18 protein-coding genes are annotated in these 18,817 nt (G+C 55.4%); 6 read left to right on the top strand and 12 right to left on the bottom strand.

Features of this window, described 5'->3' with window-relative positions; genetic code table 11:
- Window positions 1-3: 3 nt before the first annotated feature.
- The 3 genes from TGAM_RS00510 to TGAM_RS00520 form a co-directional block, all read right to left on the bottom strand.
- Window positions 4-753 (bottom strand): lipoate--protein ligase family protein, encoded by a 750-nt coding sequence (locus TGAM_RS00510; RefSeq protein ID WP_048810951.1) that lies wholly within the window; start codon window positions 751-753, stop codon window positions 4-6.
- A gap of 697 nt (window positions 754-1,450) precedes the next feature.
- Window positions 1,451-1,921 (bottom strand): signal peptidase I, encoded by a 471-nt coding sequence (locus TGAM_RS00515; protein WP_048810952.1) that lies wholly within the window; start codon window positions 1,919-1,921, stop codon window positions 1,451-1,453.
- The gene (locus tag TGAM_RS00520; protein WP_015857728.1) at window positions 1,894-2,445 is read right to left on the bottom strand and encodes a DUF531 domain-containing protein; all 552 of its coding nucleotides are present in this window, start codon (window positions 2,443-2,445) and stop codon (window positions 1,894-1,896) included. Before TGAM_RS00520 ends, TGAM_RS00515 begins: the two co-directional genes overlap by 28 nt.
- A 65-nt stretch (window positions 2,446-2,510) precedes the next feature.
- Here TGAM_RS00520 and TGAM_RS00525 point away from each other — a divergent pair, with 65 nt between their 5' ends.
- Genes TGAM_RS00525 through TGAM_RS00535 form a run of 3 tightly spaced genes read left to right on the top strand, consistent with a single transcriptional unit; the run spans window position 2,511 to window position 5,683 of the window.
- The gene (locus tag TGAM_RS00525) at window positions 2,511-3,605 is read left to right on the top strand and encodes a tetratricopeptide repeat protein (protein WP_238516222.1); all 1,095 of its coding nucleotides are present in this window, start codon (window positions 2,511-2,513) and stop codon (window positions 3,603-3,605) included.
- The gene (locus tag TGAM_RS00530) at window positions 3,602-4,540 is read left to right on the top strand and encodes a dipeptidase (protein ID WP_015857730.1); all 939 of its coding nucleotides are present in this window, start codon (window positions 3,602-3,604) and stop codon (window positions 4,538-4,540) included. The genes TGAM_RS00525 and TGAM_RS00530 overlap by 4 nt, the downstream gene beginning before the upstream one ends.
- 9 nt (window positions 4,541-4,549) lie before the next feature.
- Window positions 4,550-5,683: a DUF257 family protein gene (locus tag TGAM_RS00535; protein ID WP_048810954.1), complete on the top strand. Its 1,134-nt coding sequence runs from the start codon at window positions 4,550-4,552 to the stop codon at window positions 5,681-5,683.
- On the opposite strand, the gene TGAM_RS00540 is transcribed toward TGAM_RS00535, so the two are convergent.
- Complete coding sequence (locus TGAM_RS00540; protein ID WP_015857732.1) at window positions 5,680-6,390, bottom strand: RAD55 family ATPase; 711 nt, start codon at window positions 6,388-6,390, stop codon at window positions 5,680-5,682. The genes TGAM_RS00535 and TGAM_RS00540 overlap by 4 nt on opposite strands.
- A 70-nt stretch (window positions 6,391-6,460) precedes the next feature.
- Between TGAM_RS00540 and TGAM_RS00545 the strand changes: the two genes are divergently transcribed.
- Complete coding sequence (locus tag TGAM_RS00545; RefSeq protein ID WP_015857733.1) at window positions 6,461-7,306, top strand: class I SAM-dependent methyltransferase; 846 nt, start codon at window positions 6,461-6,463, stop codon at window positions 7,304-7,306.
- A gap of 7 nt (window positions 7,307-7,313) precedes the next feature.
- On the opposite strand, the gene TGAM_RS00550 is transcribed toward TGAM_RS00545, so the two are convergent.
- The 5 genes from TGAM_RS00550 to TGAM_RS00570 all read right to left on the bottom strand — a co-directional run bounded on the left by TGAM_RS00550 (window position 7,314) and on the right by TGAM_RS00570 (window position 15,467).
- Window positions 7,314-8,717 (bottom strand): metal-dependent hydrolase, encoded by a 1,404-nt coding sequence (locus TGAM_RS00550; RefSeq protein WP_015857734.1) that lies wholly within the window; start codon window positions 8,715-8,717, stop codon window positions 7,314-7,316.
- Between the two features lie 6 nt (window positions 8,718-8,723).
- Window positions 8,724-10,046, bottom strand: a complete 1,323-nt coding sequence (locus tag TGAM_RS00555) for a tripartite tricarboxylate transporter permease (RefSeq protein WP_048810955.1) — start codon at window positions 10,044-10,046, stop codon at window positions 8,724-8,726.
- A gap of 10 nt (window positions 10,047-10,056) precedes the next feature.
- The gene (locus TGAM_RS00560) at window positions 10,057-12,006 is read right to left on the bottom strand and encodes an OB-fold nucleic acid binding domain-containing protein (RefSeq protein ID WP_015857736.1); all 1,950 of its coding nucleotides are present in this window, start codon (window positions 12,004-12,006) and stop codon (window positions 10,057-10,059) included.
- Between the two features lie 106 nt (window positions 12,007-12,112).
- Complete coding sequence (locus tag TGAM_RS00565; protein WP_015857737.1) at window positions 12,113-13,525, bottom strand: OB-fold nucleic acid binding domain-containing protein; 1,413 nt, start codon at window positions 13,523-13,525, stop codon at window positions 12,113-12,115.
- Between the two features lie 70 nt (window positions 13,526-13,595).
- Window positions 13,596-15,467 (bottom strand): alpha/beta hydrolase family protein, encoded by a 1,872-nt coding sequence (locus tag TGAM_RS00570; protein ID WP_015857738.1) that lies wholly within the window; start codon window positions 15,465-15,467, stop codon window positions 13,596-13,598.
- A gap of 117 nt (window positions 15,468-15,584) precedes the next feature.
- On the opposite strand from TGAM_RS00570, the gene TGAM_RS00575 reads away from it, so the two are divergent.
- Complete coding sequence (locus tag TGAM_RS00575; RefSeq protein ID WP_015857739.1) at window positions 15,585-15,920, top strand: membrane protein; 336 nt, start codon at window positions 15,585-15,587, stop codon at window positions 15,918-15,920.
- Here the strand turns inward: TGAM_RS00575 and TGAM_RS00580 are convergent.
- A complete protein-coding gene (locus TGAM_RS00580) occupies window positions 15,888-16,535 on the bottom strand; it encodes a serine/threonine protein kinase (protein WP_015857740.1) in 648 nt (215 codons plus the stop codon). The genes TGAM_RS00575 and TGAM_RS00580 overlap by 33 nt on opposite strands.
- Before the next feature lie 54 nt (window positions 16,536-16,589).
- Between TGAM_RS00580 and TGAM_RS00585 the strand changes: the two genes are divergently transcribed.
- A complete protein-coding gene (locus TGAM_RS00585; RefSeq protein WP_014122803.1) occupies window positions 16,590-16,817 on the top strand; it encodes an Lrp/AsnC family transcriptional regulator in 228 nt (75 codons plus the stop codon).
- A gap of 36 nt (window positions 16,818-16,853) precedes the next feature.
- On the opposite strand, the gene TGAM_RS00590 is transcribed toward TGAM_RS00585, so the two are convergent.
- Window positions 16,854-17,528 (bottom strand): TIGR00153 family protein, encoded by a 675-nt coding sequence (locus TGAM_RS00590; protein WP_015857741.1) that lies wholly within the window; start codon window positions 17,526-17,528, stop codon window positions 16,854-16,856.
- A gap of 4 nt (window positions 17,529-17,532) precedes the next feature.
- Window positions 17,533-18,744 carry an inorganic phosphate transporter gene (locus TGAM_RS00595; RefSeq protein ID WP_048810956.1) on the bottom strand — a complete coding sequence of 404 codons (1,212 nt, stop codon included), beginning with the start codon at window positions 18,742-18,744 and terminating at the stop codon, window positions 17,533-17,535.
- Window positions 18,745-18,817: the final 73 nt, after the last annotated feature.

Here is an 18,817-nt window from a genome sequence, read left to right on the forward strand (position 1 = left end):
GTTTCACTTCATCTCGTTCCACTCGGGGTTTCCATAGCGCTTCTCTATCAGCTCCTCCGCGAGTTCAAGCTCATAGTCTGTAAGCTCCCCCTCCTCGAGTTCGAAGGCTCTGAAAAAGCTCTCTTTCAACAGCTCGTAGGCCTCCCAGCGGTTCAGCTTTATCCCCTCGCGCTCCAGCGTTGTAACGCGCTCCCAGATGCTCGAAACGCCCTTATCTGCGAGCTTCGCCTTCGAAACGCGGAGAACTCTACCAAGCACGTCAACGCGCGTCGCGTACATGAAGGTGCCATGCTGAAGGATTACACCCTTCCTCCTCGTCTGGGCTGAGCCGCTTATCTTCTTCCCGTTTGCCACGATGTCGTTGAGACCAGAAAAGCCAGCGTTAAGCCCGAGGTCCCCCAAAGCATCCACGAGCGGGCCGGCCAGGTAGCGGTAGCTCGTCTCGACGTTTTTCAAAGCCGGATGAAAGTTCTCGCCGACGACGACTGAATAGGTTATCTCACCGAACTCGTCGTGGAAGACGCTCCCACCGCCTGTTATCCTCCTGACAACGGGGATGTTGAGCTTTTTAGCTTCCTCAAGGTTTACATCGTGAACGACGCTCTGGAAGCGCCCTATCGTCACGGAGCTCGGCGAGAAGGCGTAAAGCCTTACCGTGTCGGGAACCTTCCCCTCGATTCTGGCAATCATTATCGCCTCGTCTATCGCCATCTGAACCTCGGGCCTGGCAACTATGAGCGGGATGAAGCGCATCGCCACCACCAGGGTTAAAAGGCTTGGCGGGTTTTTAAGTCCAGCGATGATGAGGCTAAGCCCTCCTGAGGGGTGATGAGAGCGGTCACCTCTGAGCAACCTTTGCTTGCACAAAGCTTGACCAAAATGGTTTAACTATCTAAACAGGACAAAAGGAAAGTTGCATGCGTGATTAAACAGTCAATGGATTTGGGGTTTACACTTGCAATATCTCCTGGAGAAGGTGTTTAACTTAAAAGGGCGCCCGAAGGGCGCTAACGGGAGAAAACACGCTTAAAACTGGCAAGTTTGGAAGTAAACCCCCATGAAGACAAGCCATTCAAGAGGCATGCCGACTTTGATGAAACTTTGCCCAGCAAAGTTTCTTAACGTGGGGCGAAGCCCCACTCCAGGGGTTTGAGAGTACAGGAAGGATTTAGAACTTGATAGGAATCAAAGCGTGCGCTCCAAATTCAGCAGCGAATTAGGGATTGACGTAGAAACTGACCTATTGAGCTAGTTTCACTTATGTTCTGGCGTCTGGAAGACGCCTTGTCAGAAGTGAAACACTGTGAAAGTGCCGGTTGAAAATAATCCAAAAAAGAAAGGGAAGTCTAGTTGCACGCCCTCTTTCCGCCAGCGCTTTCGTCAGAAAGGGCTGTTGGTCAGGGGCCGATTAGTTCATCACTGCTCAGCCACCTACCCTCACATCATCCCATCACAGGTGTTCCCTGATCCAGAGGGGAATAAGACCTATTTTCGGAAAAACCATCACAGCCTTTGCATCGACCGCATAGGCCGGAACGCAGGGCACGCCCCCATATGGTGTCGGGTACAGCCTGTACTCCCCCCAATCGGGAACCGGGTTGTTGTCGCCCCACGTGACGAAGCACCTCTCAACCTTCCCGCCGAGGTTCACGGTTTTAATCTCCCTCACCCTGTGGATTATCGGGTAGCTGTACATGGGGGCGTTGTAGACGATGACGTCTCCAACATGGATATCGCTCGGCGGGACGGACCTGAGCAGGACGACGTCCCCCCTGTAAAAGACAGGCTCCATTGAGCCGCTTATGACTATGACGAGGGGTGAGTCCGTGTGCATGACGATCTTGAGGCCGTAGTTTATACCGGCCACGATGAGGACCGCTATGAAGAACCACGCTACGTCCTTTTTCCAGCCTTCATCCATTTCAGCGCCTCCATGAGCGTTCTTATCTTCGCGGGAATGGCACCTATCGCGGTGCAGGTTTCGAGGCTGATCCTTTTACCAGTTATGTCCATATGATGACGTGCCAACTTAAAGATTTCCCCGGGGAGACCGTGTCTGCCGAGGCCGACGAGAAAGATGAAGCTCTCACCTCGGAGGGCCCTCTCGGCCAGTTCAAGGGGTGATATCTCCTTCTCATCCGAGGGTTTTCGGGTGGTGGCCACAACGGTTCCGAACTGGGGAGGAAAGCCCTTCCTCGGAAAGTCGAGGAGATGGAAGCGGTTTCTTCGGGCGAGCTCGAGCAGGTAGGTTCCGCCCTCACCTATTGTGGTGTGGGACGATACCTCCTCGGCAACGTCCAGTGGCCGGCCCCGGAGCGGAAAACCGACGAGGGCAAGGTGGAAACCAAAGGCATAAGCTATGGGGCCCGCTCTCGCGATAGCCCGGAGGTGAGCCTCGTGAAGTTTTCGGGTGTCATATGTGTTGTACAGGGCGAGAGTCAGCATCGCACCACCATGCGGAATTTCCGAGAACCCTTATAAACTGTTGTGGTGTATACAAGACAAGAGTGATGAGTATGAGTTCGTACGATGATATCCTCGTGCTCGCTTCTAAGGGCCTCTTCGAGGAGGCCATTAAGGCGGCCGGAGAGATAGAGGATCCCTTTGAATGGGCCGACGCGCTTCTCGAAATAGCGTTTAGGGCAAAGGACGTGAGGAGGGATCTGGTTCCTCTTCTCCTTGAGGAGATACGGAGAACCCTCAAGAAAATCAAGGATCCCGGGGACAGGGCATACATTTACTCAAAACTCGCCCGGTTCCACGCGGTCACGGGGAACGGGGACGAGGCAACGGAAGTCTTCGACAGGGCAGCAGAGGAGATAGCGAGGATAAAGGACGAGGGGGAGCGGGCAATAGCCATGGCTGTCCTGGCGCAGAACCTGGCCCTTACGGGCCTGACGGAGGAGGCCATTGAGACCTTTAACGAGGCCTTTGACGCGGCCATCTCGGCCGAGATGGACTACAGGACGAAACTTGACGTCATAACTGAAATAGCGGGCCTCATCGAAAACGCCGGCGACAGCCTCGACTCACGGGAAGCTATAAGGTTCTACGAGATGGCCTACGACATCTTTGACAAGCTCAGGATAAGCCACAGGGCCGCAGACGTTGAGAAGAAGCTGAAGATGGCCAGGACCCTCTACTATCACGGCCCGCCGGAGGTCAGGGCAGCCCTTCTGGAGGGCAGGTACAACTACTCCCTCAAGCTCATAGAAAAACTCTACAAAGATCCGCAGGAGAGGTTTATAGCAATGCTCGAGATGGCGAGCTGGCTGAAGCAGATAGGTGCTCCCGAGTACCTCGATGTACTCGAGGGGGCTTTCAAGCTCCTCGAGAGGATAGGCCTCTCCGAGACCAACGTCCAGAGGGCGGCCGCAATACTTAGCGGCATGGGGGAGCTTGAGAAGGCTCTCCGCTTTGCCGTCGAGATCAAGGATCCGGAGAAGAGGGACGACGCCCTCGCGGCGATCTCGCTAAAACTGGCCGAAAGAAAGGACTTCCTGGAGGCCAGAGAGGTTGCAAAGCTTATAGGAAACTCCATGCTGAAGGCCAGGCTCCTCGAGGAGATAGCAAAGATTGAGGAGGAGAGCAGGTGGGAGATATGATAGGGGTTTTTGACGCACATTCTGATCTTCCAACCCTCGTATGGAAGGAAAGAGGAAAGGGCAAGACCCGAGTCCTTGAGTCCAGGTTTGAAGAGTTCTTCGGGGATTACGTGAAGGCCAGGGTTATGGCAGTCTGGACACCGGTGGACAAGAGGCCAATCGCCCTGAGGTACGGCCTCGAAGCCGTTATGAGGCTGAAAAAAGATGTCGCCGAGAGCTCAAGGCTCGAGATGGTGACATCAGTTGAGGGAATGGAGAGGGCCATAAAGGAAGGGAGAGTAGCCCTGTGGCTCGGAATGGAGGGAGGAGAGCCCCTCGAGAGCCTTGACGTCCTGGAGGTCTTTTACAGCCTTGGACTCAGGGTTCTGACCCTCACGTGGAGCCTTAGGAACCAGATAGGCGATGGTGTCTTTGAAAGAACAAACGGCGGGCTAACGAACTTCGGAGCGGAGGTCGTTGGAAAGGCCGAGGAACTTGGTATCCTGCTGGATCTGAGTCACATAAACGAGGCCGGCTTCTGGGATACCCTCGATCTGACTTCCTTCCCGGTAATAGCGTCCCACTCGAACGCGAGAAAGCTGTGCGACAACCCGAGGAACCTGAACGACGAGCAGCTGAAGGCCATAGCCGAGCGGAACGGAGTCGTTGGGGCGGTTGCCATACCGAGCTTCGTGGACGAGAAAGATCCCACCCTCGAGAGGTACGTTGAGCACATCATATACATGGTCGATCTTATAGGCTACAGGAGCGTGGGACTGGGCTTTGACTTCGTTTACTACCTCGAGGGCTGGAGCGGAAAGGCCGTCAAAGGCCTTGAAAACGAAGCTGGGATCCCCCTCCTCCTTGAGAGCCTCGGCGAGAGGCTGAGCGAAAAGGAGGTGAAGGCGATAGCATACGGGAACTTTAAGAGGGTTTTTGAAGAAGTAATTGGGTGAGGTGTTGTGATGATAGACGAGCTACTCGGGGAGATGAAAATTGGGGAGATGGTCCTCGTAGAGTACGAGCCCATCTCGTCACCCGAGGTAGTCTTCCACAGGATCGTGGATCACTTTCTGAAGGAGGATGTCCCGATTCTGGTGGTAGACGTTCTCGACACGCTCCATACGTTCAACGAGCATTTGAAGAGGCGCGGTATAAGACTGCCGGTGGACAGGCTGACAGTTGTTAAGGAAGGGGGAAGGGTAAGGCTTGGCAACATCATCGGGGAGGTGTTCATACCCTCCGAGCCCAGTGAGTTCACGTATCACCAGGTTCAGTACTCGAAGACAGTCAAGCCCTTCTTTGAGAGGGACGAAAAGCCAAAGGCCATAATAGTGCTCGGCATGGAGAAGTTCATACTGCCGTTTCAGAACGACCTGAGAAAGGTTGAGATGTACTTTGAGATGATTGAGAGGCCCCCAATAGCCCCGGGTGGCAAGTACACCTTCCTGTTCATAAACAGGTCGGTTGCAAGCGAGTACGTGCTGAGGAACCTCGAGAGCGAGAAGCACTACGTCGTGGAGCTAACCGGAGAGGCCAAGGTCACAAAAACGCCATTCAGCCTGCTCCAGGTTGGGAGGGGCCTTTCACTGATAGAGTACGGTTCCAAGGATCACCCAGAACTCGTCCTCGGTGCGGCCCTTGACGAATTCGGTGCGGAGAACGTTCTTGTGGTCGACGTCGTCGACACGGGTATGGTCGTGGGAAAGCACCTCGAGGCAATGGAATGGGACGTTGAGGAACTGCCCCGCGTGGTGAAGATAGGGGGAAGGTTTGAATGGGGCAGGACTATAGCGACGCTTGACATATACAACGAGCCAGCGGTGTTTCTCAGGAAGCTCGACGGGATACTGCAGCGCGAATCACCCGGGCTGATCCTCTACTTCGGGATGGAGAGGATCCCAAGGTTCCACAGGGACTCGGCGAGGATAACCCTGACGATAACCAATAGGGCTGCGGTTGAACTCTCCGTTCCTTACAGTGCGGTTTACCTCATAAACAGGGACACCTCGTCCCCAGAACTCCGGGGACTCCTTGAAGAGACTGCGGAAACCGTCCTCATGTTCCACGACGGCGGATTTAAAAAGCTGAAGGGTTAGACGGCCTCGAAGGGACTACCCTTCCTGACAACCAGGCCCCTCTGGGTGAACTCCATGCGGAACAGCCCCGTTTCGTGCTTCGTTCTTCTCATTTTCAGGATCTGAATCGCCCTGACCATTTTCTTCTCGAGCAGGAAGTAGTGGAGCATTATGACACCGCTGACGAGGTAGTGTTCCTCAGTGTAGCGGTTGAGGTCAGTCATCTCGGCTATAAGGTACGTCGTCACACCCAGATCCTCAAGGCCGCGAACGAAGCGGGCCAGCTCGGCCTTTTTCTCAGCAGGGTTTTCCATTGAGAACTCTATGGCAGTGAGGGGGTCTATGACAAGGCGGGATATTTTTTCGTCCTCCGCTATCTCCCTTATCCTCAGCAGAACGCTCCGCCACGTTGGAACGTGGGCGGATTCCCTCCAGAGAACAGGGCCAAGGTCAAAGAGAAGGAGCCTTTTCGTACCGGCGTAAACCTGAACCGAGGGGTCAAAGCGCATCATGTCTTTCACGGCCTCGTGGGGGTCCTGAATGAGAGAGACGTAGGCCACCTTCTCGTTCTTCCTCGCACCCTCTATGAGAAAGTGCATTCCCATCGTGGTCTTTCCGCTACCGGGAGGGCCCGTTATCAGGTAAACCTTACCCGGGATGAGGCCGCCCTCGATGAGTTCGTCCAGTCCAGGGATGCCAGTCGAGATCCTGTCCTGAAGGGTTGACATAGTTCTGCCCCCATATGTATTAAACGGCAACGTATTAAACCTTTGCCATCAACGATCCCGGGGTGTGGAGATGGAGGACGTCTACTACCTGACCTCGAGGGAGGCAAGGCTCCTGCTGGCTTCAAGGGGCCCGGTCAAAATAAACCTAGACCTCAGGAAGACAGGCAGAAGGTGGGAGATAACGAGGGATGGGGATGAGTTCGTTTTCCCAGACGGGACGAGGGTCTCCAGGGAGATCATGGAAAGAATCGCAAGGGACACGGAGAACGTTTACTTCATCAGGAAAGGCGTTTACAAGGCCGCCATAGCGGGGGAACACTTCTACAAGCTGGTACCTACAATCCCTCCAACGATAGAGATAAACGGAATCAGGATGCACAGAACGAAGGGAACAAATCCCCTCCAGGATACGAGGAGCAAGGTGAACGCGGTGAAGCCGAGGGAGGGCGAGACAGTTCTCGACACCTGCATGGGACTCGGCTACACGGCGATAGAAGCCTCGAAGCGCGGGGCTTACGTCATAACCATAGAGAAAGACCCCAACGTCATTGAGCTGGCAAGGATAAACCCCTGGAGCAGGGAGCTCTTCACCGGCGGTAAAATCCAGGTGATCCAGGGCGACGCCTTCGAGGTCGTGAAGCGCTTTAACGACGAGACATTTGACGTTATAATCCACGACCCGCCTCGCTTTTCTCTAGCCGGCCAGCTCTACTCTGAGGAGTTCTACCGTGAGCTTTTCAGGATTTTAAAGCCAGGGGGGAGGCTCTTCCACTACGTTGGCAATCCCGGGAAGAGATACCGCAGGAAGGACCTTCAGAAAGGCGTTATGGAGCGGTTAAGGAGAGCGGGCTTCGTGGAGGTTAAGCGGGTTGAAGAAGCACTCGGCGTTGTGGCAAAAAAACCGGGGAAAAAGTAAGGAGGAGTTAAATCCCGCCGACTTCCTCAAGCTCCTCGAAGGCCTCCAAGTTGGTGTAGTAGTCCATGAGCTGAGCTATCTCCTTTCTCAGCTTGAAGCTCCTCACTATCGCTATTCCAAAGCCTATTATCGATGGCCATATCAGCAGGAGGAGCAGTTTGGCGTCGCCTATCGGGATGGGCCTCGGCTCTGTAAAGCGGTTGAAGTTCCATATCATGAAGCTTATCATCAGCCACGCCGTCGAGAAGTTGGTCAAGCCACTGCCGCTTTCACCCAGCTTGAAGCCCGGGATGACGTCCTTTGTGATTGGCGGCAGGAGGTTGCTGCCCATGAAGCCGAGCTGGTCTTCGAAGACGTGCAGCCACTGACCTATCATCGAGGCCAAAGCTAGGTCACCCGCGTGGTTGTAGCCGAGGAGCTTGAAGATCGCGTAGACGAAGGCCCCTATTATGATGCCCATCGTGAGCGAGTGGCTGAAGCCGTGATGCCAGGGTAAAAAGCGGTCTTTGACAACTGTTTTGCCCCTGAACTCAGCCCTCCTGAAGGCTATCTCCGGGCCCGAAAAGGAGTCTATCCTGGTGGGCTTGGGGTAGGTCTTGATGAAGGGCACGCTGACCTTCGCTATTCCATAGCGCCTGTACTCGGGCGGTTTGTCGGTTATGGCCACTCCACCTGGCGTTACTATCGGGCCCATCTCGACGCGAACTTCCCTCTTCGGGGGGTCAAGGTAAACGAAGAACTGCCTGTAAACGTCCCCCGGCAGGCGGATGTTGTGGATCTTGACTATCCTCTCGCCCTCGTGGTAGGCCTCCTCTATCGCCTTCGCTATTGTCTCGGCTATACCCTGCGGGTGCGGGGCGTCGCTGACGACGAAGCGGAGCTCCTTATCGACCTCGTCGATGTCAACGTAGCCAAAGACCAGTATCTCCTTGCCCTCCTCGATCTGACCGAACTCCTCCTCGAAGAACTTGTAGTCGTCCCCAACGGCCTCAACGGTTATCCTGCCGGTTCCGTCGTTGAGGATGAAAACAATGCTGTTGTACTCCTCCTCAACGGTCTTCTGCTCACCTTTCTCGTCGAGGATAGTGTAGGTAACAGTTCCAGAACCCCTCGTCAGGATCTCCTCGACCCTTCCCTCGATGGCGAAGAACTGGTAGCGGTTCTTCTCGCTCAACTCCTTTATCTTCACGAGCTTCGGGGCGTAGTGCTTCTTCTCGTCCCAGGGAGCTGGATCGATCTCGTAGTCCCTCCGGGCGAAGAACTTCCCGAACTTGAAATCCACGAAGTCGGGGAAGTATGCAGCGGCAGCCGCTATTACCGGGAGCAGGATGCCCATCCTGAGGTCAGATACCAGCGAGGGGAAGAAGGTTGCAGCGGCGAGACCAGAGATGTAGTGGGTAAAGCCCCTCATCCCCCATCACCCCAGACCGAGCAGGCGCATAACCTCACCGGTGTGGCCCGTCATGCTTATCAGCACGGGCAGGACGAGACCGCCGAGGCAGTAGCTCCTCCTCGTGTTGAAGGCAGCCGCCATCATGCCTATGGCAGTTGAGACGAAGAGCACGAGCACACCCATCGGGCCCGTGAGTACGTAGGAGATCGCTATGAGGACTACTGCGACGACGTAGGAGAGCTTCCTGATGTGAACCACCGTGAAGCTCCTGGCTATCAGCTTGGAGAGGTAGTAGGTGAAGAGGAAGCTTATCCCCGCGCTGAGCAGGATGACGCCTATGGCCGCCAGGTACTCGGCGTAGCTCTTCGGCGTGTAGACCGAGCTCACAAGCCAGGCCGCCGCCCCCCTCGTCAGCCTCAGGTTCGGCAGGAAGAGGAGCGTGAAGGCCCCAACGTAGTAGATCACCCTGTTGACGCCCTGGCTGATGATGAAGGCATCGTCACCGCGCTGGCTGGTTATGTGCCCCGCTATGAGCGCTCCCATACCTCCGGTGATTATCGGGTAAACGGCCGCTATAGTGCCTCCCAAGGCCCCTCCAAAGCTCGCCTTGAGGGTGTTGTAAATACTGCTCTCGACCTTATCGTCGATCTTCTGCGGAAGCATCGGTGGATTGGAGAGTATGTTGAGGAGAACCCAGGACATTCCGAAGAAGCCTATAAACATCGGAGTAAGCCTCGTGTAGGCGCTGGTCGAGGGGAGCAGGTTTGTGTTCATCACCGCGAAGCCCAGGAGACCGGAGAGGAAGAACACCAGAATTCCGCCGAGTATCTGCCTCCATGCCAGCCAGAGTCTCTGGAGGGGTGTTTTTCCCCTGTCGCCTTCTTTGGGCCACTCACTCATGAACATGAAGACCACTATCGCGGTGAGGAAGTACGTTATGTACGGGCTGGTCGCCTGATAGATCGGCGGGAGAACCTTGGGGAAGATGAAGAGCGCCCCAAGCACCAGGACGAGAGTTCCCGCAACCGCCCCTATGAGGTAGAGGAGCACTGCCTCATGCCCCCTGCCGAGGAGCAGGTAGCGCTGGGTCGGGAAGAGGAGGAACACCGCGCTCTCGTCGGCAACGCTGAAGTAGACGCTCGATATTGCGCTCACGTAGGCGTAAGCAACTATCGCGCCAATGGCGAAGAACGGGAAGGCCTGGACGGGCATCAGCTCGCCGACGCCGAAGACCGCCACGAGCAGGGCCATAATGTTGAAGATGTGAAAGCCGGGGATCCAGGATATTAATGATCCGAACAGCACCCCGGCGAGCGACCATACCAGGACCTCAGAGAGGGGAACCATTGGCATCACCTCACTCCTTAACTATCGCGTCTCCCCTGTACGGGACGACCTCCAAGGTTCCCCGGTATTCCGTCACGTATCCGCCTATCTTCACGATATCACCCTCGTTGAACGTCCTGTCGCCGAGAACGCTCTTTGGAATGAAGATCACGAGCTCGCCACTTCCGTCGTCTATCGTGAGCTTTACGAATGAACTGCCCGTGTAGATGCTCTTTACGGTTCCCTGGACGACTACGGTCTTTCCGAGCATGTCAGAGGAGACTTCACCGGTCTCGAGGAGCGGCGAGGCAACGGCCTTGACGACCTCAATCGAGACCACTCTGTCTTTGTCGGCGTCATAGGTTATCTCGAGCTCGCTTCCGGTCCCGGTCTTGAGCGGGTTGGGGATCAGATCCCGCGAGACCGTGAGGTTAACCCTTCCCGTATCGTCAGAGACCTCGATGAGGTAGTTCGGCTTGGAGTAGTAAACGGCCTCCCACTTCACCTCCAGCTTAACGGTGCCGCTCGCCGAGGGCAGTTGGGAGAGGGTGATCGTTCCGTTCCCGCCCTGGCCCGGACTCGGGGTGGTAGTCGTTTCAGTCGTTCCACCTATTGGCTTTCTGTAGGCGATTATGGCCTCGGGGGTGTACGGTATGACCTCGAGCGTTCCCCTGTACTCGTCGAGGTAACCGGCGACTTTAACGCCGAGTCCGGCCTTGAGCTGGCCCTTCACGTTCTCATCGAGCTCCCTGACCACCGAACCGGGTATGAAGATGGTTATCTCGCCGGTTCCATCGTTTACGACGAGCTTGAGGTTCGAGCCAACGTTGGCCGTGCTCACGATGTTGCCCTCGATAACAACTATCCTCCCGAGCATCTCGGAGGAGAGATCCCCGATTCTGCTCAGTTCGGGTTTGACCGGGCTGATAACCTCGAACTTCGAGACCTTGAGCGTGCCGTTGTCACCAACGAGGCCAATGGCCTTGATCCTCGATCCAGAGCCGGCCTGGAACGGGTTTATCGCGGCCAGTACGTCCCTTGAGGTGTACAGGACGGCAGAAACATCTCCGTCGCTGACGGTGACGAGGTACTGCCCGGACTTGTAGGTTATCTTCTCGAGGGTGGCCTCCACCGAAACGGTCTCTCCAACGTGATCCCTCAGCTCATCAAGCGAGACCTGTGGAACCTGCTGGGCTCCAACGACGGTAAAGTCCTTGAGATCCCTTACGACGATCTCAGGCGAGCTACCCTTGTAGAGGTAAACCACGCCAGCGACCTTGACCTGATCACCCAGGGCAACCTTAGGAGCCTTTCCAATGACCAGGAGAACCTTGGGTATGAGAACAGTCACCCTACCGGAGCCGGTGTCCACCTCCATCAGGATTCCGCTGCTGACGTTGTTGAGGGATGTAACGAGGCCCTCCGTGTAGACGTACTCGTTGGCCATCTTTTCCGTGAGGGTCGTCACCTTGGGCGGATTGGGGGAGTAGGCCTTGCTTATGAACTTAAGCCCGTCGAGGTACTGGAGCATTCCGTAGGTGTAGGTTTCCCTCACGCGGAGCTGTATTTCCGCCTCTATCCTGTCGCCCGGGAAGGGAACCTTTCCCTCTTTGATGAGCTTTTCCGCAACCGGAGAATAAACCCTGATGTCGATCGAGCCGGTGCCATCGTTAACGGAGAACGTAACGCTCAGTTTTCCGCCACTTTCAGAAACGTAGGGGACGCTCACGACGTTTCCTTCCACCCTGACAACGGCGTAGTTCATCAGATAGTTGCCGTAGACATCACTTATCTTCGCCATTGGAGCCTTCGCAGATTGAGCCGCTATGAGGATCAGCGCGACACCGAGAACTGCTATAACGAGGGAAACGTACTTCAGCTTCGAGACGTCGATCTTCTTCTGCTCCTTAAGTCCGTGATAGTAAAGCTTCTTCTCCTCCTTTCTGGAGTCAGGATTACCATTTGAGCCGTTTGAGGTCACGCTAACACCCCCTCAACTTCTGGATTTCGGGACGTAGCAAAGGAGTAGAAGGGCCGGGCTTTTAACAGTTTCGTGTATAACCATGACCAGCGAAAAAATGAAAGGATTAGGTCAGTATCTCGATGCCCTCCACCGAGTAGGGTATGATCTCTATCGTGCCCTTGTACTCCGTAACGTAGCCGCCAATCTCAACGGAAGCCCCGTCCTGGAGCCTTGACTTAACGTCCTCCGGGAGCTTGGAGGCAACTGAGGATGGCACGAAGACCGTTATGTTGCCGCTACCGTCAACGACGAGGAACTTGAGGTTCGCACCGATGGTCTTGAAGTCCGAAACCGTTCCCTGAACGACCACTGTCTTCCCGAGGAGCTCTGCGGTAACGTTGGCCGTGCTGAGGAGCGGCGACGGCTGCGGACTGACGGCGGAGAGGTTGAGAACCTTCATCGATGAGGCATCGACGACCAGGTGGAGCACGCTGCCCGTCCCCACCTTTATGGGGTTCGGGAGGATCTCCCTCTCCGCCGTGAGGTTAACCCTTCCCGTATCGTCAGAGACCTCGATGAGGTAGTTCGGCTTGGAGTAGTAGAGCTTGACCCAGGTGGCGTTAAGCTGAACGGTACCGCTGGCAGAGGAGAGCTCCGAAACGGTAACCCACTGAACCTCGGTCTGGGTCTGAGTGCTCGTGGTCGTTGTCGTCGTTGTGGTTGTCGTGGTGGTAGTCTCTATCTGGAGGGGCTCCCCGTAGGCGATTATGGCCTCAGGGATGTACGGTATGACCTCAAGCGTTCCCCTGTACTCGTCAACGTAGCCACCGATCTTAACCCCGAGACCTCCCTTCAGGCCGGAGAGGGTCTCGTTTGAGAGCTCCTTAACTACCGATCCCGGAATGAAGACGACTATCTCGCCGGTTCCATCGGTCACGGTTAGCTTCAGGTTGGAGCCTATCTTCTTCGTGCTAACCACGTTGCCCTCGATGACTACAATCTTCCCGAGCATCCCAGAGGAGATGTCTTTGATCTCACTGGTGGTTGGGGCCTTCTTCTCCACAACTTCGATTTCACCGGCCGAGAGCTGCTCCTGGGATTCAACCTCTCCGGTCACCAGGATCTTGGAGCCAACGCCAACCTCAAGCGGGTTGAGAACCGACAGGAGCCCACGCTTCGCCGTGACGTTTATCTTCGCACCGTTTTCGCCCATTGATATAACGTAGACGTGGTTCGCTGAGTCGTAGGAGATGCCGAGGAGAAGGCCCTCAACGCTGACGTTCTTTCCGACGTAGTTCCCGATTTCACCTATCGACACCTTGGGAATGGAAGGCGTTGATGTAGTGGTGGTCTGTGGAGATGTCGTTGTCGTCGTGGTGGTTGTGGTCGTCTGAGCAGCGGAAGTCGTTGTCTGGGTTTGAGAGCTGGTCGTCGATGAGGTGGTTGGAGTGCTCTCCTTGGAGCCGCCCCCGATACAGCCGGCCGAGATCACGACCAGACCTATCAGGAGCAACGCTAGGGCAAACTTCACCCTCATGGAGATTCACCTCTACCCAGTTCCGAGAAGCAGTATATAGCTCTTTCTGAAGAAAGTTAAGAAAAGGTGGTCATTCCTCCCCGCCCTTGAGAACCTTCTCCACGTCGAAGCCCTCCTCGTACTTCCTGAGCTTCCTCTCGAAGAACTCGATGAAGAGCCTGTAGCGCTTCGCCCTGTGCTTCGGGCTTCCCCTGATGCTGTGGCCGTGTGGGCCTTTCTTGAAGACGGCTATGTAGGCCTCCTTGCCGAGGTCCTTCAGAACGTTGTAGAACATCAGACTCTGGTCGAGCGGACAGCGGTAGTCCTCCAGCGAGTGTATCAGCAGAATCGGGGCCTTCACGTTCTTTGCGTAGAACAGGGGGCTTAGCTTCCTGAAGTTCTCGTTCTCCAGCGGGTTTGGCCCGATGACCTCGACGTCGAACCAGAGGCCAATGTCCGAGAAGGCATAGCTCGTCAGCCAGTAGCTTATGCCGTTCTCGCTGATTCCAGCCTTGAAGAGGTCGCTCTGCGTTAACGCCCAGTTGGTCATGAAGCCGCCGTAGCTTATGCCGGTTATTCCAACGCGCTCCCTGTCGGCTTGCGGTTCGAGCTTGAAGAACTCCTCTATTCCGGCCATTATGTCCTCGAAGTCTTCTAAGCCAGTCCTCTCAAGGACGCGAAGGGCGAAGTCCTCGTCGTAACCGTCGCTGCCGCGCGGATTGACGTAGACCACGTAATAACCTTTGTTCGCCATCAGCTGCATCTCGTAGACGAAGCGGTGCCCGTACATTCCCTTCGGCCCGCCGTGGACGAAGACTATCACAGGGGCCTTCTCATCCTCCTTGAGCTCCGGTTTGAGGTACCAGCCGTCTATCTCCATGTCTTTGCTTCTAAAGCGGAAGTGTCTCGGCTCGAAGGTTTTCAGTTTGGCGAATATCGGGCCGTTGTAGTCGGTGACCTGCTTGAGCTCGCCGTCGTACAGGTAGAGCTCGCCTATCCTCGTGGCGGTCATTATGAGGAGTAGGGCCTTTCCGTTGCTGGCATCCAGGCCGTAAATCCAGTGGTCGCCAGCTACTACGCGCTCGGCTTTACCATCCCAGAGCCAGAGGTTCACCCTGCCCGAATCTGGAGTGAGGAAGTAGACCTTGCCCCCGGTGAGCTTCGCGCCCCAGACGTCGAGCGGGCCCTCGTAGACGGGCTTGAGCTCGCCGTCCCACAGATAGAGCCAGTCGTGCTCGCTGATGAACTTCTTCTCCCTCCTGCCCCTGAGGAGAATGGCTTTTCCATCTGAATCAACCGCCTCAAAGGAAACGCGCTCGAAGAGCTTCTCCTCGTTTCCGTCCTTCCAGAGGATTATGTCGTAGAACTTGAAGAGGGCCGGCTTTCCGTTTTCCCTGTGCGGGACGTTGATTACAATCGAATCGCCGTGCCAGAGGCCCGAGCTGAAACGGGGCTTCTCGAACTCCTCTATGATCTCTTCGCTCTCCGTGTCGAGGACCCAGAAGGTCGTCTTCTCGCCGTCGAGGAAGCCCATGCCGTCGAACCAGAAGGGAACGTCATCGTCGAAGACGAAGTCCTCATCGTCGTGTCTCTTGAAGCCGACCACCAAAAGCCTCCTCGAGTCGTCGTTCCACTGGAGGGAGCGGATGTTTTTGGCGGAGAGAACCTTCTTTGCCGAGAGCGTTTCGAGCTCGGCAACCCAGACCTCAGTTTCCTTCTTCTCCTCGTTGGGCCTCGTGAAGGCAATCTTTCTGCCATCGGGCGAGAGCCTCGGCATTGAGGCGTTCTCTATGAAACGCCTTGAGCCCTTTCCAATGTCCTCAACGACCACCGTGCTCTCATACTTATTGTCCTTCATGTTGACCTTGGTCAGGGTGTAGGCTATTCTCGAGCCTTTAATCCTCGGGTCGTTCACGTAGGCGAACCGAGAAAAGGTCTTCTCGTTCCATTCGATACCGCTCATAACGCTATCACCTGATTGTGATAAGCGTCGAAGTATATAAGCCTAACTTCAATGGACATTGCTGAACCCGGGGAACATTTAAAAGGAGCCCGCCGATAACGCTGGAAGGTGAAGGCTATGAAGGAAACAACGGCCGTTGCGGTGATATTCAGCACGGGACTTGTGCTCTCGCTCGCGCTGAGGACGTACTGGGGAGTGGTCTTCGCGGCGATGGGGATCCCGGTTTACCTTGCGTACATAGCCCGCGAGCAGAACATCCTCGCGAAGTCAAGGCTCTACGACAGGGACCTCTTCGTGATGATCGGGATAGCCATAGCGGTCATATTAGGCTTTGACTACTTCTGGGACCCCAGGGCGGGCCTCATAACTCTCGCCATAATCGTGCCTGTGATAGCGGCCCTTCACGATAGGATTAAACGCTCAAAGGGTGGCCAGAACGTCCAGCACGGCTGAAAGCTTTCCCTCCCTCTTGTACACTCTCAGGGCGCTTTTCATTGCCTCCCTGAAGTCCTCACCAAGGTTAAAGCTTTTGTAAACCCTCTCGGATATCGCGTTCCTTCCTATGAAGATCATAGCCATCGCGGAGGTCAGGTTGTTCGGCTTTCTCCAGTTGGCCTTCTCGAAGTCGATGATATAAACGTCCCCGCCAATTATGATGTGCTTGCCCCCCTGTATTTGGCCGTGATCGAGGTAAAGCCTGTCCAGGAGGGCAGTTTTCTCGGCTATCTGGAAGAGGTGCCTCTTCTTGAGCTCAGCGTAAAGGATCGGCTCGCCCTCTGCAAACTCACGGACGAGGTAGCTCAGGTTCCCAATCCTGCCCCGGGCGATGAGCGGGGGCGAAATTCCAAATGGTGATATTGCCTCGAGTATCTCCGCCTCTCTCCTGAAGTTGTCCCGGGGAGAATCCGGTCTCTGGAGTTTGACGATTACCCTCTTTTCTCCGAGCTTCCCGAGAAAAACAACGCTGGTTGTGCCCTTGGAGTACGGCTTGAGGGCCTCGATTCCAAGCCCTGAAAGCTCCCGAAGGAGCTCCTTCCTTATGCGCTCCGGTATCAGGTGGTCGAACATGGCCCTCGATAACCTTAAATACCCCCTCCAATAAAATAGTTTTGGTGATAGCCCATGGTGACGGCTTTTATTTTGATGGTTACGGCCGCTGGAAAGGAAAGGGAAGTCATGGAGAAGCTTCTTGCTATGCCCGAGGTCAAAGAAGCCTACGTTGTTTACGGCGAGTACGACCTCGTTGTCAAGGTTGAGACCGATACTCTCAAGGACCTTGACCAGTTCATAACGGAAAAGATAAGACGCATGCCGGAAATCCAGATGACCTCGACGATGATAGCGATCTGATTTCGTTCTTCTCTTCTTCCAAAGAGGAAATAGGGATCACTTGTTCATCATCAACCTTATCCTCTCGGCGGCGTCTTTGGCCTTGTCCGAGATGTTGCTGAGCGTTCTCGCGATGTTGAGGATGTAGGTTCCGTCGCCCCACGTTAGTTTATCTTCGTTCTTGAAGACGAGCTTCATAAGCTCCGTGTCGAGCCCATCGATGTTCTGTTCAACCCCTTCGATCTCCCTTATGAGCTCGTACTCCCGCTCGATCTCCTTCTCGGCAAAGCCGCTCTCTATAACGCGATCCATCTGGACTATCGCCTCATACACGAGCTTGGCAGCCTTTATGCTCTCCCGCCCCATCCTGAGTATCACGTCCTTGATTTCTTCCGGTATCTCCCCCGGCCTCTTCACGAGCAGCCATTTAGCAGTGTCCTCAGCGGCGTCGGCCACCTTGTCCTGCATGTGGAGGTATATCAGAACGTCCTCCCTCGCAACGGCCATCATGAGCTTCGAGCTGAGCGAGTCCCTTATCTCCTCCTTTATCCTGTCGGCGACGTCCTCGAGCCTGTCAACCTCAACGGCGAGCCTCTCCATCTCACCGTAGTTTCCGGCACGCCACGCCTGGAGGGCCCTCTCAAGGGTCTCGACGGTCTCGATAACAACTTCCGCATGCTTTATCAGGGGTTTGAAGGGGCTCTTCGCAAAGAGCTTGATCCAGACCTGCATGGTATCACCCCACGAGCATTAAGACCCTGAATATAACGGCACTTATAACTGCCGCAACGGGGACGGTAACGAACCACGAGATTATTATATCCCTCACGATGTCCTTGTTTATTGCCTTTACCCCCCTCGCGAGGCCTATGCCGATGACGGCTCCAACGACGGTGTGGGTGGTTGAGATCGGCATCCCGAGCCAGCTCGCAACGAGGACAACGGTCGCGGCCGAAAAATCGATCGTAAAGCCGCGAGTGTTCGTCAGCTCGGTTATCTTCTTCCCAACGGTCTCCATGACGCGGTAGCCGTATGTGGCGACGCCGACGGCTATGCCAAGGCCTCCCATCGCCAGGATCCACCTGGGCACTGGAACCTTCATGCCGCTCAGCCCCATCGAAGCTACCGCGTAAACGGCCGCAACTGGCCCTATGGCGTTGGCGACGTCGTTTGCCCCGTGCGCTAAAGCCACGTAGCCCGAGGTAACGACCTGGACGCGGCGGAATATGCTCTCAACACCGATGTAGGGGTCGCTTATTGGGAACCTAAGCCGTATCAGGGTGTAAGTAATCAGAAAAACTACAAAACCGGCCGGGATTCCGCAGAGGAGGACGCCCGCCTTCAGGTCTTTACCGTGGAGAACCTTGATGTAGAACATCGTTCCAATGACGACGAAAGCTAGGCCAACCCAGAGGGGAGACCAGAGGCGGGCGTTCTTAACGGGATCCCCGCTCATGAAAATGCTCCTTGTGAGGGCCTTGAACACGAGGTACGCCATAACCGCACCGACGATCGGGGAGAGGATCCAGCTGAGAACAACCTGTGCCATCTTACCCCAGTTCACTATAGAAAGTCCTGCGTAGACGATTCCGTAACCAACTATGCCGCCGATAATCGAATGGGTGGTGGAAACGGGGAGGCCAAACTTCGTGGCAATGATGAGCCATACCGTCGCGGCAAGCAGGGCGGCCACAGAACCGTAAATAAGAACAGACGGTTCTGTTATCTTGTCAGGATAAATTATGCCCTTCCTTATCGTCTCCGTAACGCTCTTCCCGAAGAAATATGCACCCGTGAACTCGAGAACGCCGGCGATTAAAACGGCCTGCTTCGGCGTTATCGCACCGGCCCCAACTGCAGTGCTCATCGAGTTCGCGGCATCGTTGGCACCTATCGCCCAGGCCATAGCGAAACCGACGACGATCGTGACGAGCAGCCATGGATCCATATCCCCCACCGGGCCGGACTAAACGGTCTCAAATAAATACCTTGTCGCAGTAGAATATAGGCAGCCATATAGG

The organism is Thermococcus gammatolerans EJ3 (assembly GCF_000022365.1).
GTDB lineage: Archaea > Methanobacteriota_B > Thermococci > Thermococcales > Thermococcaceae > Thermococcus > Thermococcus gammatolerans.